Genomic DNA, 23,767 nt, shown 5'->3' with positions numbered 1-23,767 from the left:
GCGGAGCATCGACTTGCCCCTCGTCGCTCGCCCCGGTACGACCGAGGTGAGCCCGGCCGACGGAGCCGGAGCCGGAGCACTGGGGGATCCACATGCGTCTCGTCCGTGTTGTGCTGTGCCTGCTCACCGGTACCGCACTCGTCACCGGCGCCCCGGCACAGGCTGCGCCGGACCGCCGCCAGGCTTCGCTCGACGCCGCGGCGGCCGCCGACATCCCCGGGATGACCGCGGTCGCCCCGGACTGGCGCGGCTCGGCGGGCCGCCAGGTGCTCGACCGGCCGGGAAAACCCGATCCCTCCGGGCAGTTCCGGGTGGGCAGCGTGTCGAAGACGTTCACCGCGACCCTGGTGCTGCAGCTCGTGGCCGAGCACAAGCTGGGGCTCGATGACGTGATCCAGGACCGGCTGCCCGGCCTGCTCCCTTATCCGGAACCGATCACTGTCCACCAGCTGCTGCAGCACACTGCCGGCGTGCCGCGTGATCTGCCGCTCGAGTACACCTGGGCCACGAACGAAGAGCTCGCCACCGAACGGTTCGTGCACTTCGACGGCAGGCGTGCCGTTCAGCTCAGCACAACGCAACCGCTGCTCTTCGCGCCGGGCACCGGATGGTCGTACTCCAACACCGGCTACAACATCCTCGGCCTGCTGGTGGAACACATGACCGGCAAGCCGCTCGCACGCGTGCTCGACGAGCGGATCGCTCGGCCGCTCGGACTGCGCGACACGTTGCTGCCGGGCGACTTCCCGTTCGTACCGAGGCCGGCGGCACACGGCTACGAGCAGGCCTACCCAGCGCCGCACCCACTCACCGACGTAACGACCTACAACTATTCGCGCTACCTCGGTGCGGGGCAGCTGATCTCCAGCGGTCCCGATCTCAACCATTTCTTCGATGCCCTTCTCGGCGGACGGCTGCTGCCGCCCGCGCTCCTCGACGCGATGAAGACGACGGTGCCCGGCGTCGACACCCCCACCGGCCTCGACGAGGGTTTCGACTACGGACTCGGGCTGATGCGCGTCGACCTGACCCCGCTGTGCGGGAAACCGACCGTGGTCTGGGGCCACGGTGGGGACGTGCCGGGCTTCAACACCCTGAGTTTCAAGGAACAGACCGGGCCGCTTCAGGTGACGACGCTGGCCACGCTCGACCTGACGGCGAACGCCGAACAGGCAGGCCTGCGACAGGTACCGATGGTCAACGAGTTCTGCGCGTTCACTCCACGCCCGAACACCGCGAAAACCACGGAGCGGCTGTTCCGCCTTGCGCTTTGATGACTCCGGTCTACCACCGCAGCGGTCGGACGGCACGAGCCGAAGCCGATCTGTGGACAACTCGGCCGCCAGCACGCAGTCATCCACAGATTCCGGTGAGTAACCCGGCACGGCCCGTGGCGGACCTACACTCAGCGGTATGACAGCTACCACCAGCCCGTCAGCGGCACCGGACACCCCGGCACCGCTGGCGGACGTGACTCGCGACGACGCGAGCTTGCGGCGGTTCCTGCACGGGCTGCCCGGTGTCGATCAGGTCGGTGTCGAGCAACGCGCGGCGGGGCTCGGGACCCGGAGCATCAAGAAGGAGGCCAAACGATGGGCGATCGACACCGCCATATCGATGGTCGACCTGACCACGCTCGAAGGCGCCGACACCCGCGGGAAGGTCCGCGCGCTCGCGGCGAAGGCGTTGCGGCCTGACCCGGAGCGGCAGGACTGCCCCCGGGTTGCCGCGTTGTGCGTGTACCCGGACCTGGTCCAGACGGCCGTCGAGGCGCTCGCGGGAAGTGCAGTACACGTGGCGAGCGTGGCCACCGGCTTCCCGTCGGGGCGCACGAGTCGCGAGGTGAAACTGGCGGACACCCGACTCGCGGTGGAGGCGGGTGCGCACGAGGTCGACATGGTGATCGATCGCGGTGCGTTCCTCGAAGGCCGGTACATGGACGTGTTCGAAGAGATCCGGGCGGTGAAGGCGGCCTGCGGCGAGACGCATCTGAAGGTGATCCTGGAAACGGGCGAGCTGGCGACATACGACAACGTGCGCCGCGCTTCCTGGCTCGCGCTCCTCGCCGGGGGCGATTTCATCAAGACGTCCACCGGCAAGGTGTCCCCCGCCGCCACGCTCCCGGTCACGCACGTGATGCTGCAGGCCGTGCACGACTGGTTCACACGGACCGGCGAGCTGCGCGGTGTGAAGCCCGCAGGCGGGATCCGCACCACGAAGGACGCCATCAAATATCTCGTCGCCGTGCACGAGGTGGCCGGCGAGCAGTGGCTCACGCCGGAACTGTTCCGGTTCGGTGCGTCGAGCCTGCTCAACGATCTGCTGCTGCAGCGCCGCACCCAGGTGGACGGTCACTACAGCGGCCCCGACTACGTGACGGTGGACTGACATGGGCATCTTCGAATACGCGCCCGCGCCCGAATCGCGCGCCATCGCCAACCTCAAAGATCACTACAAACCGTTCGTGGACGGCGAATTCGTGGACGGGTCGGGCGAGCCGCTCAAGACGCTCAACCCGGCCACCGAGGAGATCCTCGCCGAGGTCGGCACCGCATCGGCATCCGATGTGGACACTGCGGTGAAGGCCGCCCGCCGCGCCTACACCGACGTCTGGTCGAAGATGCCGGGTGTGGAACGGGCCAAGTACCTCTTCCGCATCGCCCGGCTGATCCAGGAACGTTCCCGCGAACTCGCCGTGCTGGAGACGCTGGACAACGGCAAGCCGATCAAGGAGTCGCGCGATTCGGACGTGCCCACCGCCGCCGCGCACTTCTTTTACCACGCGGGCTGGGCCGACAAACTCGGCTACGCAGGCTACGGCCCGGATCCGAAACCACTGGGTGTCGCCGGCCAGGTCATCCCGTGGAACTTCCCGTTGTTGATGCTGGCGTGGAAGATCGCACCCGCGCTGGCCACCGGCAACACCGTGGTGCTCAAGCCAGCGGAGACCACGCCGCTCACCGCATTGGTGTTCGGCGAGATCTGCCAGCAGGCCGAACTGCCTGCGGGCGTGGTGAACATCCTGCCCGGCGCCGGCGACATCGGTGCGTCCATTGTGGAACACGAGGACGTGGACAAGATCGCGTTCACCGGTTCCACCGAGGTCGGCAAGCTGATCCAGCGCACGGTGGCCGGCACGCGCAAGAAGCTCACCCTGGAGCTGGGCGGCAAGGCGGCGAACGTGGTGTTCGACGACGCACCGCTGGACCAGGCCGTTGAGGGGATCGTCAACGGGATCTTCTTCAACCAGGGGCACGTGTGCTGCGCCGGGTCCCGGCTGCTGGTGCAGGAGTCCATCGCCGAGGAAGTGCTGGAGAAGCTGCGTTATCGCGTTTCCACGCTGCGGCTGGGTGATCCGCTTGACAAGAACACCGACATCGGCGCGATCAACTCGGCCGAGCAGCTGGCCAAGATCCGCGGTCTCGTGGAGTCCGGTGACGCGGAGGGCGCGCAACGCTGGACAAGTCCCTGTCCGGTGCCCGACCGCGGGTTCTTCTTCGCTCCCACGGTGTTCTCCGACGTGCACCAGTCGATGCGGATCGCGCGCGAAGAGATCTTCGGACCGGTGCTGTCGGTACTCACCTTCCGCACGCCGGAGGAGGCGATCACGAAGGCGAACAACACCCCGTACGGGCTGTCCGCCGGAATCTGGACTGAAAAGGGCTCGCGCATCCTGTGGATGGCGAACCAGCTCCGGGCGGGTGTCGTCTGGGCCAACACGTTCAACCGCTTCGACCCCGCCGCACCGTTCGGCGGTTACCAGGAGTCCGGGTTCGGCCGGGAGGGCGGACGTACCGGCTTGGAGGCCTACCTCAGTGTCTGATTCGACAGCGTCCACCAGGATTTCCGTGGCGAAGACGTACAAGCTCTACCTGGGCGGGAAGTTCCCGCGTTCGGAGTCCGGCCGGGTTTACCCGGTGACCGACACGGCGGGCAAGTTCCTCGCCAATGCCGCGCACGCCTCCCGGAAGGATCTCCGCGAGGCCGTGGTGGCCGCGCGCAAGGCGTTCCCCGGTTGGTCCTCGGCGACCGCGTACAACCGGGGCCAGGTGCTCTATCGCGTAGCCGAGGTGCTTGAAGGCCGCCGCGACCAGTTCACCGCCGAGGTCGCCGCTTCCGAGGGCCTGTCCGCGAAACGGGCCGAGTCCCAAGTGGACGCGGCGATCGACCGTTGGGTCTGGTACGCCGGGTGGACGGACAAGATCGCGTCTGTGCTCGGCGCGGCCAACCCGGTCGCCGGTCCGTACTTCTCGTTCACCGTACCGGAGCCGACCGGGGTGGTGGGGGTGCTGGCGCCGCAGAAGTCGTCGTTGCTGGGACTGGTGAGCGTGCTGGCGCCGGTGCTGGCAACCGGGTCCACGGCAGTGGTGGTGTCGAGCGCGGACCGACCGCTGCCGGCGATCACCTTGTCGGAAGTGCTTGCGACGTCGGATGTTCCGGGTGGGGTGGCGAACATCCTCACCGGCCGGGCGTCGGAGCTCGGGCCGTGGCTGGCCTCGCACGGCGATGTGAACGCACTCGACCCCACCGGTGCCACGCCGGAAGAACGCGTCCAGCTCGCCCAAGAAGCAGCCGGTACGGTGAAGCGAGTGCTCACCGTCGCGGACGACGAACCCGATTGGACTGCGGAACCGGATCTTTCCCGGCTGCGACGCTATCTGGAGGCCAAGACGGTCTGGCATCCGCTGGGCGTCTGAGCCGTCCACAGCCAATCGGTCCGGCGAAGTCCGATGCAGCCGAAAAGCGGACGGGTGGTGCCCCCTCGCACCACCCGTCCGTTGGAGAAGCCGGCGTCACACGGTCGGGGCGACACCCTGGGTCATCGCACCGATATCGATGGTGTGGCTGTCCTCGTTGGCGTCGACCGCGCCGAGGTTCCAGTCGACGAGCACGTTCGGGTTGATGTAGTCACCGTGCATGTTGGAGTCGGACGGCGCGGTCACGGAAAGGCCGTTCGGCGTCTGCTGCTGCTCCTCGGCCGCGATGCCGGTCCAGTGCAGCTGCACGTAGGCCGAGGACCCGTCGGTCAGCGGCACAGAGGGCGCGTCGTCCGCCGCTTCGTTGTTGATCAGCACATTGTGGGCGCCGACAAGGGAAACATCGAGTTTGCCGGGGAGGTAGCAGCGCTCACCCGGGTTCGCGGTGAACTGGAGGGCGGCGTAACGGTTGCCCGCGCCGGGATCGCCAGGCACCAGTTTGGTGGTGAACTGGTTCGAGGTGCACGCGGACACCGTCGACTCGGTGCCGGACGGAGCGGCGCTGGCGCTGGTCGCGAAGAACGCTCCCGCTCCGGCGGCAACGCCGGCAACAGCGAGCGCGGCGGCGGTACGGCGAACCGAAATACGAGTGGTCATGGTGCTCCCCTTTCTCCATGGCCGGACGGATTTTCCGCCGGCGGAAGGCGATCGGCCGGTGATCGATCCACCGTGATCGCTCTCAACCGGAAAGACGCCCACGACCACCAGGGGATGCCTGACTGTGAAATCGCCCCCAGCAAAGCAACCCGATCGGGGTTCACGCGTCCGAGGGTTAAGAAGCTGAAAGAAAACCCTGCGTGCACAAACCCGGCAGCCTCACCGGGCGGCCCCGGGCAAAGGACGCAACCGCGGCGGGCGAGGAAGTCCGTTCTGGCAGCAGGCTCTCGGGGAGCCTGGGCCGGACAGTTGCGCTCATCGCACCCGTTGGAGCCAACAGGTTGAGTGGTTGCGGGCGCCGGTTGCGGCTATGGCTATGGCTATGGCTATGGCTATGGCTATGGCTATGGCTATGGCTATGGCTATGGCTATGGGCGAGGGTCGCGGTCGCGGACGATTGCGGTTACGGACGAGCGGTTGCGGATGATAGGCAGTGAACGAACCAGCCCGGCGGCTCACGGGTAGCCAAGCGCGGGCAATCGGGTGCTTGCACTGGTCGATCCCGTTGCACAGTCAGCGATCCGGGGCCAGCGGAAACCGAAATCGACGGAAGTTGTGGTTCTGTGGGGCAACGGTCAGCAGGCCACCATCGATGGGACCACGGTCAGCAGTAGCCGTATTCGACGGGAACCCACGGTCGGTGAGAGTCCTGGACGGAGAAGGCTTCGGTGAACGAGAACGACAGACCGAGGCGGCCTCGATCGGTGGGAGCCGCCGACGATTAAGACCGCAGGCAGAGGACGACCGGGGCCGCGGGTCGCAGGCATGGCAGCTACAAGGCGACACCAACCACGATCGACCGCAGTCGGCAACCGGAGGCGGCTACAACCGCCGACATGGCAGCCACAGGCAACAGCAACCACAATCGACCGACAGCTAGCGACGCGAGGCTGCTACTACCGCCGACATGGCAGCTACAAGGCGACGACAACCGCGATCGACCGCAGCCAGCGTTTACAGGCGGCGACGGCGCAGCCGCGGGTGGCGCCGACCGCGGGCGACGGCAGCCGCAGGCGACGGCGCTCGCGCGCGTAACAAGGTCGCAGGGGATCGCGGCCGTGGAGTGACAGCGGCTGCCGCCGGTCGGAGCCGTGGGCTGGGGCAAGACAAGTCAGTGAGTTCGAACGCACCGCAGCCGAACACGGCAAGACAAACCGGTGGGCTCCGGGCACGCAGCCCGACCGAACACGCCAGGACAAACCAGCGAGCTCGAACACGGCCCGACCGAACACGGCAAGACAAACCAGCGAGCTCGAACACGGCCCGACCGAACACGGCAAGACAAACCAGCGAGCTCGAACACGGCCCGACCGAACACGGCAAGACAAACCAGCGAGCTCGAACCCAGCCCGAACGAACACGGCAAGACAAACCAGCGAGCTCGAACCCAGCCCGACCGAACACGGCAAGACAAACCAGCGAGCTCGAACCCAGCCCGAACGAACACGGCAAGACAAGCCAGTGGCGCTCCGGGCACGCAGTGCGGCCGGATCGTGTAGTGCGGCCGGATCTTGTGGGGTGGCCGAATTTTGTAGTGCGGCCGGATCTTGTGGTGTGGCAGCGGTCGCGGTGTGGCAGTGGGCGGCGACGGGGCCAGCGGGCGTGGGGCCCCGCCCCGGCAGGGGTCAGTGGATGTCGTCGCGGCCGAGGGGGTGGCCGGGGAGTTCGGTGCCGGGGTGGGACTGCAGGCCGTCGATCATGATGGCGACGTTTCGGGCCGTGGACATTTCCGCGATGTGCTTCTTGCGGGACGGGATGCGGCGGAGCAGGAGGGCGAACAGCATCGCCACGTCGCCTGCGCCGACGTCGGTGCGAAGGTGGCCCTCCTGCTGCGCGCCGGTCACCAGGGATTCCACCTCGGTCAGCAGGTCCTCCCGCAGGGCGACGATGGTGGGGTCCTCCCGGAGGATCTCGTACGCCCTGATCGACAGCATCGCCAGCTGGATCGACAGCTGCAGGTCCACCGACTGGTACAACAGCCGCACCAGGGCACTCCAGCACGTCGGCTCCTCGGCGCTCGCCGCACGGGCGTCGTCACGGACGCGGGTGAAGTTGTCCACCGCCACGGCTCGGATCAGCGCTTCGCGGTCGGGGAAGCGGCGGTACAGGGTGCCCACTCCGACGCCGGCCGCGCGGGCGATCTCCTCCATCGGGACCTCGGGACCGTGCTCGGCGAAGATCGCGCGGGCGGCGGCAATGATCTGGTCGCGATTGCGCTGCGCGTCCGCGCGCAGTGGCGTTTGCGGGTCCGCACTCATCCCGACAGTCCCTTCCGATCCGCGCACCTGCGGGGTGCGCGGCGATTCTCGCACGTCTCGGCACACGTCCTCCGGACAGTAATTGTCACCCCGTTGCTAGTGGACGAAGATCCTCCACTTCGGTACCGTGGGCAGTGAACCGGAATGTAATCCTCCACATTCGTTCCGTAACGGTGCATTTCCACCAAAAGGGGTCCCACCATGACCGAGGTCGCCGAGCACGAACTCACCACCCCGACCGGCGCCATCTCCCCGGCCGGCGCAGCTGCCCAGCCCGGCGCAGGAACCCAGCCCGGCACAGCCGCCCAGCCCAGCGCAGGAACCCAGCCCAGCCCAGCCGCCCAGCCCAGCGCAGGAACCCAGCCCAGCCCAGCCGCCCAGTCCGGCGCAGCCGCCGCCCAGTCCGGCACAGCCGCGCCGGTGCCGGTCGACGGGCGGGATGTCGAACCGGTAACCGCGCACTTCCCGTTGATGCGGACCTGCCCGTTCGCGCCGCCGCCGGAGTACCGGGAGTTCACGGAGGCCAGGGCGACGCTGGTCGAACTGACTTCCGGGCAGCACGTCTGGGCGCTGGCAAAGCACGAGGACGTGCGGGCGATGCTGAACGACCCGCGGTTCAGCTCCGACCGGTTCAACTCCAGCTATCCGGTCCTCTTCCGGGACGGGGCAGCGCGTCGGCGGCCGGGGTTCGGCCCGTCGCTGATCAACATGGACCCGCCGGAGCACGGGCCGGCCCGGCGCGAGGTCGTCGGCGAGTTCACCGTGAAGCGGATGAAGGCGCTGCAGCCACGCATCCAGGGGATCGTGGACACGCACATCGACGCGATCCTGGCCGGTGACAAGCCGGCCGACCTGGTCACCGCGCTGTCGCTGCCGGTGCCCTCGCTGGTGATCTGCGAGCAGCTCGGCGTCCCGTACTCCGACCACGGCTTCTTCCAGAAGCACAGCTCGACGGTCCTGAACCGGACCGCGACCGCGGACCAGCGCACCGCCTCCGTCGAGCAGTTGCAGGACTACCTGTCCGAACTGGTCACCGCCAAGGAGCAGGCGCCGACCGACGACCTGCTCGGGCGGCAGATCGAGAAGAAGCGCGCGGACGGCACCTACGACCACGACGACCTGGTGAGCCTCGCCTTCCTGCTGCTGCTCGCCGGGCACGAGACCACCGCGAACATGATCTCGCTCGGCACCGTCGCACTGCTGGAGAACCCCGATCAGCTCGCCGTGCTCAAGGAGGATCCGGGCAAGACGCTCGACGCGGTCGAGGAGCTGCTGCGGTACTTCACCATCGCCGAGTTCGCCACCACCCGGTTCGCGACCGAGGACGTGGAGATCGCAGGCGTGACGATCCGTGCAGGCGAGGGCGTGCTCGGCCTCAGCCACGCGGCCAACTTCGACCAGGACGCCTTCCCCGAGCCGGACGAACTCGACTTCACCCGCGGCGGGCGCCACCACGTGGCCTTCGGCTTCGGCGCGCACCAGTGCCTCGGGCAGAACCTCGCACGGCTGGAGCTGCAGATCGTGTTCGACACGCTCTTCCGCCGGATCCCCACGCTGCAGCTCGCGGTGCCGTTCGACCAGCTGCCGTTCAAACACGATTCGGCCATCTTCGGTCTGCACTGTCTTCCGGTGACCTGGTGAGGAGTACCCGATGACGACCATGGAAGAACTCCCCGCACTCCGGAAGTGCCCGTTCAGCCCGCCGGCGCAGCACACCCAGGCGCCGCTGCGCCGGGTCCGGCTGCCCGACGGGGAAGCCTGGCTGGTCTCCCGGCACGAGGACGTGCGGGCGGTGCTCAACGACCCGCGGTTCTCCGCCGATCGGCTCCGCCCGGACTTCCCGACCCTGGTCAAGGGCGGCAACACGTTCCGTCGCGAGGAAGAGCGCACCATGCTCGCGATGGACGCGCCGCAGCACGGCCCGGAGCGCAAGGCGACGCTCGGCGAGTTCACCGTCAAGCGGATCAACGCGCTGCGGCCGCGGATCCAGCAGATCGTGGACGAGCTGATCGACGATGTCCTTGCCACCGGCGGCGAAGTCGACCTGGTGGAGAAGCTGTCACTGCCGGTGCCGTCCCTGGTGATCTGCGAAATGCTCGGGGTCCCCTACGCCGACCACGACTTCTTCCAGGAAAACACCAAACAGCTGATCAACCGGAACACCACGCAGGAGAGCCGGCGCACGGCACTCGACCGGCTGCGGGACTACTTCGACCGGCTGCTCGCGGAGAAGGAGGTCAACCCCGGCGACGACCTGCTGAGCAGGCAGATCGAGAAGCGCCGGGCGGACGGCGACTACCACCGCGAGAAAATGGTGAGCCTCTCGTTCCTGCTGTTGGTCGCCGGCCACGAGACCACGGCGAACATGATCTCGCTCGGCACCGTCGCGTTCCTGCGGCATCCGGACCAGCGCGCCATGATCGAGCGCGCCCCGGACAAGACCCTCGACGCAATCGAGGAGCTGCTCCGCTATTTCTCCATCGTGGACAACACGACGCGGATCGCGCGGGAGGACGTGCGCGTCGGCGACACCGTCGTGCGCGCCGGTGAGGGCGTGGTGCTCACGACCTACGCGGCGAACTGGGACCCGGAGGTGTTCAGCGAGCCGTCGTCGTTCGACATCGAACGCGGAGCACGCCACCACGTCGCCTTCGGCTTCGGACCGCACCAGTGCCTCGGCCAGAACCTCGCCCGCGCCGAACTGCAGATCGTCTTCGACACGCTCTTCCGTCGCATCCCCACGCTGAAGCTCGCCACGTCGTTCGACGACCTCGCGGTCAAGGACGACGCGATCGTCTACGGACTGTACGAACTCCCGGTCACCTGGTGAAGGAGAACGCGATGACCACCACGGAACAGCTGCAGATGCCGGTGGCACGCACGTGCCCGTTCGCACCGCCGGAGCAGTACACCAAGATGCGCGAGGACCAGGCGGTCACCCGGGTGGACATCCCGGACGACAAGCACGCCTGGGTCGTCACCCGACACGAGGACGCCCGGCTGGTGCTCAACGACCGCCGGTTCTCCTCGGACCGGTTCAATCCGGGCTTCCCGTTCCTGACCGCAGGCGGCAACGCCTTCCGCCGGAACGAGCAGCGCTCGATGATCGGGATGGACGCGCCGGAACACGGTCCGGCGCGCAAGTCCGTGCTCGGCGAGTTCACCGTCAAGCGGATCAACGCGCTGCGGCCGCGGATCCAGCAGATCGTGGACGGCCTGATCGACGATGTCCTTGCCACCGGCGGCGAAGTCGACCTGGTGGAGAAGCTGTCGCTGCCGGTGCCGTCGCTGGTGATCTGCGAACTGCTCGGCGTCCCCTACGAAGACCACGACTTCTTCCAGGAGCACACGTCGAAGGCCCTGCGCCGCACGGCCAGCTTCGCCGAACGCAGGGACGCGATCGAACGCGTGCGTGACTACCTCAGCGATCTCATCACGGCGAAGGAAGCCGACCCCGGCGACGACCTGCTCGGCCGTCAGATCGTGAAGCTGCGCGGCGAGGGCACCTACGAGCACGAGGCGCTGGCCTCGATGGCATTGCTGCTGTTGATCGCCGGACACGAAACCACCGCGAACATGATCTCGCTGGGCACCGTCGCGTTGCTGGAAAATCCGGACCAGCTGGCCAAGATCAAGGCCGATCCCGGCCGGACGCTCGACGCGATCGAGGAAATGCTGCGGTACTTCACCATCGTCGACACCGCGACCTCACGAGTGGCGGTCGAGGACGTCGAGATCGGCGGGACGACGATCCCGGCGGGCGACGGCGTGATCGTGCTGGGCTACACCGCCAACTGGGACCCAGCGGTCTTCGAGTCGCCGGAACGGCTGGACCTCGAACGCGGAGCACGCCACCACGTCGCCTTCGGCTTCGGACCGCACCAGTGCCTCGGCCAGAACCTCGCCCGCGCCGAACTGCAGATCGTCTTCGACACCCTGTTCCGCCGCGTCCCCGGGCTCAAGCTGGCCAAGCCGGTGGACGATCTGGACTTCAAGGTCGACGCGTCGATCTACGGCCTGTACCAGCTGCCGGTCACCTGGTGACGGAGAACGCGATGGCCACCACCGAACAGCCGGCTCTGCCGATCGCCCGCACGTGCCCGTTCGCGCCGCCGGAGCAGTACACCCGGATGCGCGAGGACCAGGGGGTGACCCGGGTCAGCATCCCGGACGGCAAGCACGCCTGGGTCGTCACCCGGTACGAAGACGCCCGGCTGGTGCTCAACGACCACCGGTTCTCCTCGAACCGGTTCCGTCCGGGCTACCCGTTCCTGACCGAAGGCGGCAACCCGTTCCGCAGCCAGGCGCGCCCGATGATCGGGATGGACGCACCGGAACACGGTGCGGCCCGCAAATCCGTGCTCGGCGAGTTCACCGTGAAGCGGGTCAACGCGCTGCGGCCGCGGATCCAGCAGATCGTGGACGGCCTGATCGACGACATCCTCGCGCGGGACGGCGAAGGCGACCTGGTCGAAATGCTGTCGCTGCCGGTGCCGTCACTGGTGATCTGCGAACTGCTCGGTGTCCCCTACGAAGACCACGACTTCTTCCAGGGGAACACCAGGAAACTGGCCAAGCGGGACACCGCCGAGGAGGAACGGCTGGCCGCGGTCGACCGGCTACGCAGTTACCTCAGCAGCCTTGTCACGGTGAAGGAAGCCGACCCGGGCGACGACCTGCTCGGCCGTCAGATCGTGAAGCTGCGCGGCGAGGGTACCTACGAGCACGAGGCACTGGTCTCGCTGGCGTTCTCGCTGCTGGTCGCCGGGCACGAAACCACCGCGAACATGATCTCGCTGGGCACCGTCGCGTTGCTGGAGAACCCGGACCAGCTGGCGAAGATCCGGGCGGATCCGGCCCGGACGCTCCCCGCGATCGAGGAAATGCTGCGGTACTTCACCATCGTGGACACCGTTACCTCGCGGGTGGCGACCGAGGACGTCGAGATCGGCGGGACCACCATCCCGGCCGACGACGGCGTGATCGTGCTCGGGTATCCGGCGAACTGGGACCCGGCGGTCTTCGAGTCGCCGGAACGGCTGGATCTCGAACGCGGGGCCCGCCACCACGTCGCCTTCGGCTTCGGACCGCACCAGTGCCTCGGCCAGAACCTCGCCCGCGCCGAACTGCAGGTCGTCTTCGACACGCTCCTCCGCCGCATCCCCGAGCTCAAGCTGGCCAAACCGGTGGACGACCTGCCGTTCAAGGACGACGCGGCGATCTATGGCCTGTACCAGCTGCCGGTGACCTGGTAAGGATCAGAGTGCTCCCACCACGAGCCAGGAAGAAGGAACCATGAAGATCATCGCTGACACAGGCAAGTGCGTCGGCGCCGGCCAGTGCGTGCTGACCGAACCCGACCTGTTCGACCAGAGCGAGGACGACGGCACGGTCATCGTGCTCAACGACAAGCCCGAGGGCGAACTGGTCGAGAAGGCTCGCGAAGCCGTGAACGTCTGCCCGAGCCAGGCGCTCTCGCTGCAGGAGTGAACGTGGTCCCGTGGCCGGGTTCTCTCCCCGGCCATGGGTCTCACGTTCGGCTGGCGGTGCAGAGCACCGTCGTGTAATCGCAGGTGAACCGGCCACCGCGGGCATCGATGGCCTCGCCGACCGCGGCGAGGACGCTCGCCTGCCCGGCCGCGGGCACCCGCGTGAGTCCGCCCTGCGTCGGGAGCAGGTCGAGGTACTCGTCGCGGGTGTAGTCGCACTGCCAGTCGTAGTGGTGCCGCTCGAAACCGGTGAACCCCTGCAGTGCCGCGGCGGTTTTGTCGACAACCGGCCGGAACGCCTCCCGGCCGGGGTTCCGGCCGGCCGGGACCGGGATCGGCGACGCCGGAACCGCCTGCCGGAAGGCCGCACCGAACGCGTCGGCAATGTCCTGCGGAGGCAGGAAGAGGTGCCAGAAGAGGGCGAACAGGCCGCCCGGCCGCAGCACCTCCTGCACCTTGGCCGCACCGGCCTGCGGATCCACCCAATGCCAGGCCTGCCCGGACACGATCGCGTCGAAGGTCCGCCCGGCCGGCTCCCAGTCCTCGAAGGTCGCCACCTCGACTTCGACCCCGGCACCCCCGGCGGTGCCGGCGAATCCGGCCATCCGCGCGTCCGGCTCCACGCCGAGCACCGTGGCACCGGCGGCCCGGAGCTGCCGGGCCGCGATCCCGGTGCCGCAGCCGACGTCCAGGAAATCCCGGCCGGGGCTCGCCGAAAGGACCGCGGCGATCAGCTCGTCCGGATAGCGCGGCCGGGCCCGGTCGTAGCGCTGTGCGTCCACGCCGAAGGATTCGGCGATCTGCCGGTGCCGGTGGGGTTCCGGACGTTCGGCCGGTAAAGTGGGCATGCGCCCACCCTAGTGGGCAAGCGCCCACTTTGAAAAGCCGCCGAAGACCGCGAGGCGGAGAAGGGACGACCGTTGCCGACCGGGATCCACCTCCGTGAGGTCCGCGCGCAGCTCTTCGACGCCGCGGAGCGTGTGCTGCTGCGCGCCGGCCCGAGCGCACTGACCAGCCGCGCCGTGACCGACGAGGCGGCGTGCGCGAAAGGCGTACTGCACCGGCACTTCGCGGACTTCGACGAGTTTCTCGCCGAGCTCGTGCTCGACCGGCTGCGCCGGCTCGAGGCCCGCTCCGGCGAACTGCTCGAGAAGGCCGGGACGGACGACGTGGTCGACACCGTTGCCGAGGTGCTCACCGAGCTGTTCGAATCGGTCGCGGTGTCGATCGTCGCGCTGATCACCTTCCGCGACGAGCTGCGCGCCCGGTTGCGGGTGGCCCGCCCGGGTGGCGGCGTGCCACTGGCGACCGAGGCGGCCCGGATGCTCGCGGGCTACCTCGCCGCCGAACGTGCCCTCGGCAGGCTCACCCCGGACGCCGACGTCGACGCGCTCGCCCCCACCTTGGTCGGCGCCGGGCACCTGCAGTTCGCCGACCGTACCGGCCCGGCGCCGGACGACGAGGCCGTGCGGCGGATGGTTCGGACGGTGCTCTCCGGCGTGCTGCGGGAGCCCGGAAACGGCTGATGGCCACCCCGGAAGCCCGGGATGGCCATCAGCACCGTGGAAAACTCAGCCCAGCCGCAGGCTCGTCGACGGGTTGAACGCGTGCGTCTCGCCCTCACCACGCAGGGCGACCCGCACGTTGTCGCCGATCCGCGGCGGGGTGCGGCCGTCGACGCGGACCACGAACCGGTCGTCGCCGACCTTGCCGTGCAGGTACGCGTCCGCGCCCAGCTCCTCCACCAGCTCCACGACCAGCTCGAAGCCGTCGTCGGCCTCGCCGACCAGGCGCAGTGCCTCCGGCCGGACACCGAACACGATCTCCGACAGACCGTCCTCCCGCGCGCCGGTCAGCACCGCGGTCGGCAGCGGCACGGTGAGGTCGCCCAGCTTGACCCCACCGTCGGTGAGCGGCACCGTGGTCAGGTTCATCGCAGGGGAGCCGATGAACCCGGCGACGAACGAGTTGGCCGGGTTCTCGTACAGCTCGCGCGGCGAATCGCACTGCTGCAGGTGGCCGTCCTTGAGCACCGCCACCCGATCGCCCATCGTCATGGCCTCGACCTGGTCGTGGGTCACGTAGATGGTGGTGGTGCCGAGGCGCTGCTGGAGCTTCGCGATATTGGCCCGCGTCTCCACCCGCAGCTTCGCGTCCAGGTTGGACAGTGGTTCGTCCATCAGGAACACGCTCGGCTCACGCACGATCGCGCGGCCCATCGCCACCCGCTGGCGCTGACCGCCGGAGAGCGCCTTCGGCTTGCGCTCGAGGTACTTGGTCAGGTCCAGCATCGCGGCAGCCTCGGCGACCTTGGCTTCGATGTCCGATTTGGACACCCCGCGCAGCTTCAGCGCGAACCCCATGTTGTCGGCCACCGTCATGTGCGGGTACAGCGCGTAAGACTGGAACACCATCGCGATGTCCCGGTCCTTCGGCGGCAGATCGGTCACATCGCGGTCGCCGATCCGGATCGCGCCCTCGTTGACGTCCTCGAGCCCGGCGAGCATGCGCAGCGCGGTGGACTTCCCGGATCCCGAAGGGCCAACCAGCACCAGGAACTCACCGTCGGGCACATCGAGGCTCAACTTGTCGACCGCACGCACACCCGGGTTGCCGGGGTAGACGCGCGACGCCTGGTCGTAAATCACTTCTGCGGACATCTGCGCTCTCCCTTTACTTCACAGCACCCATGGAAAGGCCACGTACCAGGTGGTTCTGCGCGAACCAGCCCACGATCATCACCGGCAGCGAGGCCAGCAGCGCTGCGGCGGACAGCTGGGCCCAGTACAGGCCCTCACTGGTGATGAAGCCGACCAGGAACACCGGCACCGTGCCGGCCCTCGCGGCAGTCAGGTTGACCGCGTAGAAGAACTCCGTCCAGGAGAAGATCACGCAGATCAACGCGGTCGCGGCCACGCCAGGCGCGACCACCGGCATGATGATCTTGCGCAGCAACGTCGGCAGGTTCGCCCCGTCGATCCGCGCCGCCTCGATCATCTCGCCGGGCACCTCCATGAAGAACGAGCGCATCATCCAGATCGCCAGCGGCAGGTTCATCGCGGTGTAGAGGATGATCAGCGCCCACACCGTGTCCAGCAGGTTGGTGTTCTGCGAGATCACGTACAGCGGGATGATCGCCGCGACGATCGGCAGCATCTTCGTGGAGAGGAAGAAGCTCAGCGCGTTCTTCGTGCCCTTGACCGGCGCCAGCGACAACGCGTACGCCGCGGGGATGCCCAGCAGCAGCACCAGCAGCGTGGAGATGATCGTGACGAACGCCGAGTTGCCGAGGTAGGGCAGGAAATCGCCCTTCAGCACTCCGGAGATCTGGTCGAAGGTGGGCTTGAAGAACAGCTTGGGCGGATCGGTGTAAGCGTCCGACTCCTGCTTGAACGCGGTGAGGATCATCCACAGCAGCGGGAAGACGAACAGGATCGCCAGTACCCACGTGACGACGGTGAGCGTGCCAGGACCGTAGCGCCGCTTGGTGTTGCGGCGCGGCGCCTCCGACGTGGCCGTGGCCGGCGGGGCGGCGGTTGCGGTAGTCACTTCGTACCTCCGTCCACGGAGAACGCGCGGAACATCAGCCGCAGGGCGAACGTCGCGACGATCATGGTCAGGATGACCACGATGACGCCCATCGCCGAGGACTGGCCGATGTCGAAGCCCTCGAACGCGCGCTGGTAGATGTAGAACGGCAGGTTGGTGCTCGCCGTGCCCGGCCCGCCCTGCGTCATCAGGAAGATCGCGTCGAAGCTGTTCACGATGTAGATCGCGCCGAGCAGCGTGGCCAGCTGCAGGAACCGCGACAGGTGCGGCAGCGTGATCGAGTAGAAGGTGCGCCAGCGGTTGGCCCCGTCCACCGACGCGGCCTCCAGCACCTCCTTCGACTGGCTCTGCAGACCGGCCAGGGTCAGCAGCATCATGAACGGCGTCCACTGCCACACGATCTGTGCCATCACCGCGGCCAGCGGGAACTGCGAAAGCCAGTCGACGTCGGTGTTGAACACGAAGTGCAGCAGCCCGAACGTCGGGTCGAACATCGTGGTCTTCCACAGCAGCGCACCGGCCGCGGGCAGGATCAGGAACGGCGTGATCAGCAGCGTGCGCACGAAACCGCGGCCGGCGAACTTGCGGTCGAGCAGGATCGCCAGCCCGAGTCCGAGCAGCAGCGACACGAACACGCACACCACGGTGAGCACCACGGTGTTGAGCAGTGCGCCGAGGAACGTGCTGTCGGTGAAGACGTCGACGTAGTTCCGGAAGCCGACGAAGTGCTGCGAACCCGGCCGCACCAGGTTCCACGATTGGAACGAGTAGAACAGCGTCAGCAGGAACGGGATCTGCGTCACCGCGATGACGAAGATCAGCGCGGGCAGCAGCGGCAGCCGACGCTTGCCGGACTTGGCGACCGGCTTCTTCGCGGTCGTGCTCGTGGTCGCCGGCGCGGTGCCGGCGGGGACGGAGAGGGTACTCATCCGGCCACCTCCTGGTAGGACTTGCCCACGGTCTCCGCGTACTTCTGGGACTGCGCGAGCGCGTCCGCCACGGACGTCTGGCCGGCAATGGCCGCCGACAGTTGCTGGCTGACCCGGGTGCCGAGGTCCTGGAACTCCGGGATGCCGACGAACTGGATGCCCGGGTACGGCACCGGGGACACCATGGTCTTCTGCTGGCTCGCGTTCGCGATGCCGTCCAGCGTGGGTTGCGCGTAGGCCTTGGCGGCGTCCTTGTACTGCGGGATCTCGTAAACGGACTTACGGGTGCCCGGCGGCACGCGGTTCCAGCCGTAGGCCTCGCCGACCTTCTTCGCGTACTCCTTGTCGGTCATCCACGCCATGAATTTCCAGGCGTCGTCCTTGTCCTTGGCGACCTTCGGGATGGCCAGCGACCAGGCGTAGAGCCACCCGCTGGCCTGCGTCTTGTCGACCGGGGCGGGGGCGTAGCCGTTCTTGCCGACCACATGGCTGGTGGAGGGGTCCTCGGTGGTGCCGGTCATCGACGTGGCGTCGTACCACATCGCGACCGAGCCCTGCGCGTACTGCGTGCCGCATTCGGTGAACCCGGCGCTGGAGGCACCGACCTCACCGTGCTCGCGCACCAGGTTCACGTAGAAGTTCGCCGCCTTCGTGAACTCGGGGCTGGTGAGCTTGGCGTTCCAGTCCTTGTCGAACCACTGCGCGCCGAAGGTGTTGGCGACCGTGCTGAACGGCGCGAGGCTCTCGCCCCAGCCGGGCTTGCCGCGCAGGCAGATCCCGGCGATGCCGGCCTGCTTGTCGTCGAGCTTCGCGGCGTACTCGGCGATCTGCGCCCACGTGGGATGCGCCGGCATGGTGATGCCCGCCTTCTGGAACAGATCCTTGCGGTAGGCGACGAACGACGACTCACCGTAGAACGGCACCGCGTACATCTGCTTCTGGTACGACAACGAGTCCCGGATGCTCGGGATGAAGTCGTTCTCGTCGTAGCCGGGAGTGGCCTTCATGTGCGGTTCGAGGTTCTCGAGCCAGCCGTTGGCCGCCCACTGCGGAGCCTCGTAGTTGCTGATCATCACCACGTCGAACTCGCCGCCCTGGGTGGCGGTGGAGGCGGTGATCTTCGCACGGGCCTCGTTCTCCGGCAGGGAGACGAACTTCAGGTTCACTCCGGGGTTGTTCTTCTCGAACTCGCCCTTCAGTGAGATCGCGTCCTTCATCTGCGCGTTGGACACGATCGCGACGACCAGCGTCCGCCCGCCGTTGCCGAGCGAACCGGCCCCGGCGCATCCCGTTACGAACAGCGCTGTTGCGGCCAGGAGACACAGGAGCTTACGCACGGCTGCCTCCTGGGAGCACCTGGATCTTCAGCCCGGAACCACTGCGCATCTTCGCCAGCGCGTCCGGGTACTGCTCGAGCGGCAGGGTGTCGGTGATCAGCGCGTCGGTGTCGATATAGCCGTTTGCGACCAGGTCGAGCGCGCTGCCGTAGCTGTTCAGCACGGCCATCGAACCGACGATGGTGATCTCGTCGTTGTAGATCCGGAACGGGGACAGCGCGACCCTGGCTTCCGCCGGGGCGACGCCGAACACCAGCAGACGGCCACCGCGGTGCAACGCGTTGAAGGCGGACTCGATGGCCGGTGCGGCGCCGGTGCAGTCCACCGCGGCGTCGTAGCGCTCACCGTCCAATGCGGACACATCCTCGGCCACCGCAGCGGCACCGAGGTCGGTGGAGCGCGGCAGCCGGGCCGCGTTGCGGTCGACCATCGTCACGTGTGCACCGGCCCGCTGCAGCAGCTGCTGCATGATCAGGCCCATCGTGCCCGCCCCGACCACGAGGAACCGCTCGCCCGCTTCCACGCCGATCCGGCGCACCCCGTGCACCGCGCACGAGACCGGCTCGACCAGCGCACCCTGCTCCCAGGTCAGCGAGTCGGGCATCTGGTGGCAGGTGTCCGCGGGGACCGCGACGTATTCGGCGAACGCACCGTTGACCGTGTCTCCGGTGGCGTTCCAGTTGGCACAGAGATTGCCGTGTCCCGATCGGCACGGCTTGCAGTACCCGCAGTAGATCGACGGGTCGACCGCGACGCGGTCACCGACTTTCCACTCACCCGGCACGTCCGCGCCGAGTTCGACGATCTCCCCGGCGAACTCGTGGCCGGGGACGATCGGGTACGGGGTTGGCGGGAAGTGCCCGTCGGCGATGTGCAGGTCCGTGCCGCAGATACCGCAGGCACCCACCTTCACGACAACCTGGCGCTCTCCGGGTTTGGGATCGGGAACTTCGCCGACCCGGATCTCTCCGGGCCGGTCCACGATCGCGGCACGCATGCCTTCATCACCTTCCTGGGTGCTCATCCGAGCAACGTTGATCTATGGCGCACCTAACATGCGAAAGCATTACAGGCGTTTCCTGGGGGTTAAGTCAACCACAAACGCTCAATTTCGAGCTATAGTGCTCATGTGAGCAGGAAGAAAGGGCAGCAGCCGCTGAGCGAGACGTTACGTCTCGCCACCATGGCCCGGCGGTTCTACGTGCAGGGACACTCGAAGCTGGAGATCGCCGACGAGTTCGGCATGAGCCGGTTCAAGGTCGCCCGCATGCTGGATGCGGCCAGGGAGAGCGGTCTGGTGCGGATCGAGTTCGACTTGCAGGCCCCGGTCGACGTCGAGCTCTCCGACGAGGTCCGCAGAGCGTATCGGCTGGACCGTGTTCTCGTCCTCGAAAGATCCTCGATGCGGGAGCCGAAGGAGGTCGTGCGCAGACGCGTCGGCGCACTGGCCGCCCGGCTGCTGGAGGAGATCGCCGTTGCCGAGGACGTGATCGGGCTGTCCTGGGCCCGCTCGGTGAACGCGATGACCGAGGCGATCCGGACTTTGCCACGGTGCCCGATCGTGCAGCTGTGCGGAGTACAGGCGGGCATGGACATGCGCGGCCGTTCGGTGGAGACGGTGAGCAGGGTGACCGCGGTGTCCGGCGGCGAGGCCTATCCGATCTTCGGTCCGCTCGTGCTGCCGGACCAGCGGACCACCGAGATCCTGCGGCACCAGCCGGGCATCGCCGAGACGTTCGCGCAGTTCGGCAAGCTCACCAAGGCAGTGGTGAGCATCGGCGCCTGGACGCCGGGTGAGTCCACCGTCTACGACGCACTGGACGACGCCGAACGGGCCGCGATCGCCGCCCGCGGCGCGACGGCCGAGGTCGCCGCGCGGCTGTTCGACGCGGCAGGCAACCCGGTGTCCACCGGGCTGACGCACCACGTACTGGCGATCAGCCGCGAGGAACTGACCGCGGTCCCGGAAGTGATCGCGATCGGCTACAGCCGTCCGAAGGCGGAGGCGGTGGACGCGGTACTGCGCTCGCGCATGGTGTCCAGCCTGGTCACCGACGCCGCCGCCGCGGAGGCCCTGCTGGACCTGGCCAAGGCGAACCCGTTGCCGCCGGACGCCGGACGGCCGTCCTGAACCGAGGGAAAACGCAATGGGCAACCGTGCCGTGGTCATCGGCGGGGGCATCGGCGGACTGGCCGCGGCGATCGGGCTGCGCCGGGTCGGCTGGGAGACGGTGGTCTTCGAGCGGTATCCGGTGCTCGAAGATGCGGGCGCGGGAATTTCGCTGGCGGCCAACGGGATCCGCGCGCTCGACACACTCGGCGCCGGAGCCGCGATCCGGGCCGCCGGGCAGTACCAGCGCACGGTGAGCACCCGGACCCCGGCCGGCCGGTGGCTGGCCCGGATGAACGGCGCGGACCTCGAACGCGTGGCGGACACCCCGATCGTCGGCATCCGGCGGGCGGTACTGCACCGGCTGCTGCGGGAGGCGTTGCCGCCGGGGGCGGTGGTGCTCGGCGAGGAGGTCACGCCGGAGCGGCCGGGGCTCGCCGAGGCGGACCTGGTCGTGGCGGCGGACGGGATCCGCAGCCGGTTCCGGGCAAGGCATTTCCCCGGCCATCCCGGTCCGCTCTACAGTGGATCGTCCGTGCTGCGGGCGATCACCGCGGAACCGGTGGCCCTACCGTCGGACTTCGATCTCACCTGGGGACCCGGGATCGAGTTCGGGCACATCGCGCTGTCCGGCGGCGAGGTCGAATGGCATGTGGTGCGGAGTGTCGGCGCCGACCGCCGCCATCCGGATCCACTGGCCGAGCTACGCCGTCTGCTTACCGGCTGGCACGAACCGATTGCGGCACTGTTGTCCGCAACCCGCCCGGAAGACGTGCTGCACCATGACATCTACGAACTACACACGCCGTTGCCCGGCTACGTGTCCGGTCGGGTGGCGTTCCTCGGCGACGCCGCGCACGCCATGCGCCCGAACCTCGGACAGGGCGCCTGCCAAGCGCTGGAGGACGCGGTCGAACTGGCCGCCGCGATCGCCGAAGAGTCCACTGTGGAATCCGCGCTGACCCGGTACGACGCACGACGCCGTGCCCGCAGCCAATCCGTCGCACGCGCCGCGCGGCAGGCCAGCCGGATGGGCCAGCAGCTCCGGAACCCGGTGGCGATCGCCGCCCGCAACCTGGCGATCAGCGCGGCACCGGCCGGTCTGATGGCCCGCTCGATGCTGCGCTGCACGGACTGGACCCCGCCGGCACTGGCCGAAGCATGACGAACGTCGAGGTCCGCGTGGCAGGTCCGGCGGAGCTGGCTGCGGCCGCCGCGTTGCGATGGCGTCGGGTGTCCGAACAGGACGGTGTACCCGGCGGGGACCGCGCCGGGTTCATCGCGCAGTTCGCCACCTGGGCAGGCGAGAACGCGCACACCCACCGCTGTCTGGTCCTGGTGCGTGCCGGCCAGGTGATCGGCATGGCGCTCCTTGCGATCACGAGCCGAGTGCCGGCTCCGCGGGCGTTCTCGCGAGCTTCCGGCGACGTCCCGGAGGCTCGCGGCGGCGGGCTCGGCGGAATGCTGATCGACGCTGTGCTGCAGCTGGCCGTGGAACTCGGGCTGGAGCGGGTCACGGTGCATTCGTCAACCCGGGCTGTCCCGGCCTACGAGCGGCACGGTTTCGCGGCAACCCCGGAGTTGCTGCAGGCCGGGCCCCCCTGGCTCGGCTCAGGGTCGAGTTGGGTGATTTCACCGGATGTCCGCGGCCGGGGGCTCGGTGAGACTGATCGGATGGCTCGGGTTTCGCCGCGGTGGCGGCAGGTTGTCGTGTGGCTGCACGTGGTCTCGTCGGTGGCGTGGATGAGCCAGGCGCTCGCGCTGATGACGTTGACGCTGGTTGCGTTGTCCGGTGCTCGGCCGACGCGGTCCGCGGCGATGACCATGGCCGAGCACCTCGACACGGTGCTGCTCGCCCCGATGGCGAACGCCGCCGCGTTCACCGGGCTGGTGCTCGCGGGGGCGACCGCCTGGGGGTTCTTCCGGCATTGGTGGGTGCTGGCCAAGTTCGCCATGACGCTCGTCCAGCTCTACGCCGGGATCTTCCTGTTGTCCCCGGCACTCGCCGACAGCGCCGCGACCGCAACGCCCACCTGGACACAGGCCGCCGGTACCGCGCTGATGGCCGGCGGGCTCGCGTTCCAGGCCTGGCTTTCGGTGGCCAAACCGTGGCCGCGCACGCCATGGTCACGCACCGCGAAGCCGCCGAACGCACCCACCTGGATCTTCGCGGCCGGGCTGGCCGCGCCGGTCATCGACATCGCCGCCGGGCTGGCACTCGGCTACCCGATGCCCGCCCTGTCGCTGATCATGCTCGTCGTACTCCTCGTGCGACGGCCGAAAACCCTGCCGCGCACCGGAAAACTCAGCGCCGGTTGACCGCGGCGACCGGACAGCCGGGCGCCGCCTGCGCGGCCACGACCTCGTCCCCGTGCTCGGCGGCCCATCGGCCGAACGCCTCGATCGGCCCGAGGAAACTCGTGCCGAGCCGGGTGAGCCGGTAACCACCCGGCACGCGCTCGACCAGCCCGTCCCGCTCCAGCCGTCGGACCGCCTCGGTCAGCACCTTCGCACTGATGCCGCCGATCGCGGTGCGCAGTTCGCCGTGCCGGCGCGGGCCGTCCTTCAACGCCCACAACACGACCGGATGCCAGGTGTTCCCGACCAGGTCGAACGCGAGCCGCGTACGGCAGTCGGCGAGGAAGTCCATGCGCTGGTTACCTTTCGGTTCCTACCCGGGT

At 68.3% G+C, this 23,767-nt stretch carries 22 protein-coding genes; 13 read left to right on the top strand and 9 right to left on the bottom strand.

Annotated elements, in window-relative coordinates; genetic code table 11:
- The first annotated feature begins 92 nt into the window (after nucleotides 1-92).
- The 4 genes from ABD793_RS11705 (at nucleotide 93) to ABD793_RS11690 (ending at nucleotide 4,697) form a co-directional block, all read left to right on the top strand.
- The gene (locus ABD793_RS11705; RefSeq protein ID WP_344858652.1) at nucleotides 93-1,274 is read left to right on the top strand and encodes a serine hydrolase domain-containing protein; all 1,182 of its coding nucleotides are present in this window, start codon (nucleotides 93-95) and stop codon (nucleotides 1,272-1,274) included.
- A 139-nt stretch (nucleotides 1,275-1,413) separates the two neighbouring features.
- Entirely contained in the window at nucleotides 1,414-2,388 is a 975-nt protein-coding gene (deoC, locus tag ABD793_RS11700; RefSeq protein WP_344858650.1) for a deoxyribose-phosphate aldolase, read from the top strand.
- A 1-nt stretch (nucleotide 2,389) separates the two neighbouring features.
- Entirely contained in the window at nucleotides 2,390-3,823 is a 1,434-nt protein-coding gene (locus ABD793_RS11695; protein WP_344858648.1) for an aldehyde dehydrogenase family protein, read from the top strand.
- Between the two features lie 19 nt (nucleotides 3,824-3,842).
- Nucleotides 3,843-4,697: an aldehyde dehydrogenase family protein gene (locus ABD793_RS11690; RefSeq protein ID WP_425548698.1), complete on the top strand. Its 855-nt coding sequence runs from the start codon at nucleotides 3,843-3,845 to the stop codon at nucleotides 4,695-4,697.
- Between the two features lie 96 nt (nucleotides 4,698-4,793).
- On the opposite strand, the gene ABD793_RS11685 is transcribed toward ABD793_RS11690, so the two are convergent.
- Both ABD793_RS11685 and ABD793_RS11680 read right to left on the bottom strand, forming a co-directional pair.
- Nucleotides 4,794-5,354 carry a DUF4232 domain-containing protein gene (locus ABD793_RS11685; protein WP_344858644.1) on the bottom strand — a complete coding sequence of 187 codons (561 nt, stop codon included), beginning with the start codon at nucleotides 5,352-5,354 and terminating at the stop codon, nucleotides 4,794-4,796.
- Between the two features lie 1,685 nt (nucleotides 5,355-7,039).
- The gene (locus tag ABD793_RS11680) at nucleotides 7,040-7,672 is read right to left on the bottom strand and encodes a TetR/AcrR family transcriptional regulator (protein ID WP_344858641.1); all 633 of its coding nucleotides are present in this window, start codon (nucleotides 7,670-7,672) and stop codon (nucleotides 7,040-7,042) included.
- Nucleotides 7,673-8,143: 471 nt separating this feature from the next.
- Here ABD793_RS11680 and ABD793_RS11675 point away from each other — a divergent pair, with 471 nt between their 5' ends.
- From ABD793_RS11675 to ABD793_RS11655, 5 genes are read left to right on the top strand one after another with little or no spacing between them, the layout of a single operon-like run.
- Nucleotides 8,144-9,313 carry a cytochrome P450 gene (locus ABD793_RS11675; RefSeq protein WP_344859206.1) on the top strand — a complete coding sequence of 390 codons (1,170 nt, stop codon included), beginning with the start codon at nucleotides 8,144-8,146 and terminating at the stop codon, nucleotides 9,311-9,313.
- Nucleotides 9,314-9,323: 10 nt separating this feature from the next.
- Nucleotides 9,324-10,502: a cytochrome P450 gene (locus ABD793_RS11670; RefSeq protein ID WP_344858639.1), complete on the top strand. Its 1,179-nt coding sequence runs from the start codon at nucleotides 9,324-9,326 to the stop codon at nucleotides 10,500-10,502.
- An 11-nt stretch (nucleotides 10,503-10,513) separates the two neighbouring features.
- Complete coding sequence (locus ABD793_RS11665; protein ID WP_344858637.1) at nucleotides 10,514-11,716, top strand: cytochrome P450; 1,203 nt, start codon at nucleotides 10,514-10,516, stop codon at nucleotides 11,714-11,716.
- Nucleotides 11,717-11,727: 11 nt separating this feature from the next.
- Complete coding sequence (locus tag ABD793_RS11660) at nucleotides 11,728-12,927, top strand: cytochrome P450 (protein ID WP_344858635.1); 1,200 nt, start codon at nucleotides 11,728-11,730, stop codon at nucleotides 12,925-12,927.
- A 40-nt stretch (nucleotides 12,928-12,967) separates the two neighbouring features.
- Nucleotides 12,968-13,162: a ferredoxin gene (locus ABD793_RS11655; protein ID WP_344858633.1), complete on the top strand. Its 195-nt coding sequence runs from the start codon at nucleotides 12,968-12,970 to the stop codon at nucleotides 13,160-13,162.
- 40 nt (nucleotides 13,163-13,202) lie between these two features.
- On the opposite strand, the gene ABD793_RS11650 is transcribed toward ABD793_RS11655, so the two are convergent.
- A complete protein-coding gene (locus tag ABD793_RS11650; RefSeq protein ID WP_344858631.1) occupies nucleotides 13,203-14,009 on the bottom strand; it encodes a class I SAM-dependent methyltransferase in 807 nt (268 codons plus the stop codon).
- A gap of 72 nt (nucleotides 14,010-14,081) precedes the next feature.
- Between ABD793_RS11650 and ABD793_RS11645 the strand changes: the two genes are divergently transcribed.
- The gene (locus tag ABD793_RS11645; RefSeq protein WP_344858629.1) at nucleotides 14,082-14,687 is read left to right on the top strand and encodes a TetR family transcriptional regulator; all 606 of its coding nucleotides are present in this window, start codon (nucleotides 14,082-14,084) and stop codon (nucleotides 14,685-14,687) included.
- A gap of 45 nt (nucleotides 14,688-14,732) precedes the next feature.
- On the opposite strand, the gene ABD793_RS11640 is transcribed toward ABD793_RS11645, so the two are convergent.
- From ABD793_RS11640 to ABD793_RS11620, 5 genes are all read right to left on the bottom strand, one after another.
- Entirely contained in the window at nucleotides 14,733-15,821 is a 1,089-nt protein-coding gene (locus ABD793_RS11640) for an ABC transporter ATP-binding protein (protein WP_344858627.1), read from the bottom strand.
- Between the two features lie 13 nt (nucleotides 15,822-15,834).
- On the bottom strand, nucleotides 15,835-16,602 hold the full coding sequence (locus ABD793_RS11635; RefSeq protein ID WP_344859203.1) for a carbohydrate ABC transporter permease: 768 nt from the start codon (nucleotides 16,600-16,602) through the stop codon (nucleotides 15,835-15,837).
- 104 nt (nucleotides 16,603-16,706) lie between these two features.
- Entirely contained in the window at nucleotides 16,707-17,639 is a 933-nt protein-coding gene (locus tag ABD793_RS11630; protein ID WP_344858625.1) for a carbohydrate ABC transporter permease, read from the bottom strand.
- Complete coding sequence (locus ABD793_RS11625) at nucleotides 17,636-18,976, bottom strand: ABC transporter substrate-binding protein (RefSeq protein ID WP_344858623.1); 1,341 nt, start codon at nucleotides 18,974-18,976, stop codon at nucleotides 17,636-17,638. The genes ABD793_RS11630 and ABD793_RS11625 overlap by 4 nt, the downstream gene beginning before the upstream one ends.
- On the bottom strand, nucleotides 18,969-19,973 hold the full coding sequence (locus ABD793_RS11620) for a zinc-dependent alcohol dehydrogenase family protein (RefSeq protein WP_344859200.1): 1,005 nt from the start codon (nucleotides 19,971-19,973) through the stop codon (nucleotides 18,969-18,971). The genes ABD793_RS11625 and ABD793_RS11620 overlap by 8 nt, the downstream gene beginning before the upstream one ends.
- A 186-nt stretch (nucleotides 19,974-20,159) precedes the next feature.
- Here ABD793_RS11620 and ABD793_RS11615 point away from each other — a divergent pair, with 186 nt between their 5' ends.
- The 3 genes from ABD793_RS11615 to ABD793_RS11605 are packed head-to-tail and all read left to right on the top strand — an operon-like array spanning nucleotide 20,160 to nucleotide 23,405.
- The gene (locus ABD793_RS11615) at nucleotides 20,160-21,107 is read left to right on the top strand and encodes a sugar-binding transcriptional regulator (RefSeq protein ID WP_344859197.1); all 948 of its coding nucleotides are present in this window, start codon (nucleotides 20,160-20,162) and stop codon (nucleotides 21,105-21,107) included.
- A gap of 16 nt (nucleotides 21,108-21,123) precedes the next feature.
- A complete protein-coding gene (locus ABD793_RS11610; protein ID WP_344858621.1) occupies nucleotides 21,124-22,251 on the top strand; it encodes an FAD-dependent monooxygenase in 1,128 nt (375 codons plus the stop codon).
- Entirely contained in the window at nucleotides 22,248-23,405 is a 1,158-nt protein-coding gene (locus tag ABD793_RS11605; RefSeq protein ID WP_344858619.1) for a GNAT family N-acetyltransferase, read from the top strand. Before ABD793_RS11610 ends, ABD793_RS11605 begins: the two co-directional genes overlap by 4 nt.
- Here ABD793_RS11605 and ABD793_RS11600 read toward each other — a convergent pair.
- Nucleotides 23,392-23,736, bottom strand: a complete 345-nt coding sequence (locus ABD793_RS11600) for a winged helix-turn-helix transcriptional regulator (RefSeq protein WP_344858617.1) — start codon at nucleotides 23,734-23,736, stop codon at nucleotides 23,392-23,394. The genes ABD793_RS11605 and ABD793_RS11600 overlap by 14 nt on opposite strands.
- Nucleotides 23,737-23,767 lie beyond the last annotated feature (31 nt).

The sequence above is a fragment of the Amycolatopsis ultiminotia genome (genome assembly GCF_039536925.1).
Taxonomy (GTDB): domain Bacteria; phylum Actinomycetota; class Actinomycetes; order Mycobacteriales; family Pseudonocardiaceae; genus Amycolatopsis; species Amycolatopsis ultiminotia.
The sequence above is the reverse complement of the archived record's forward strand: the minus strand, read 5'-3'. Positions and strand labels throughout refer to the sequence as shown.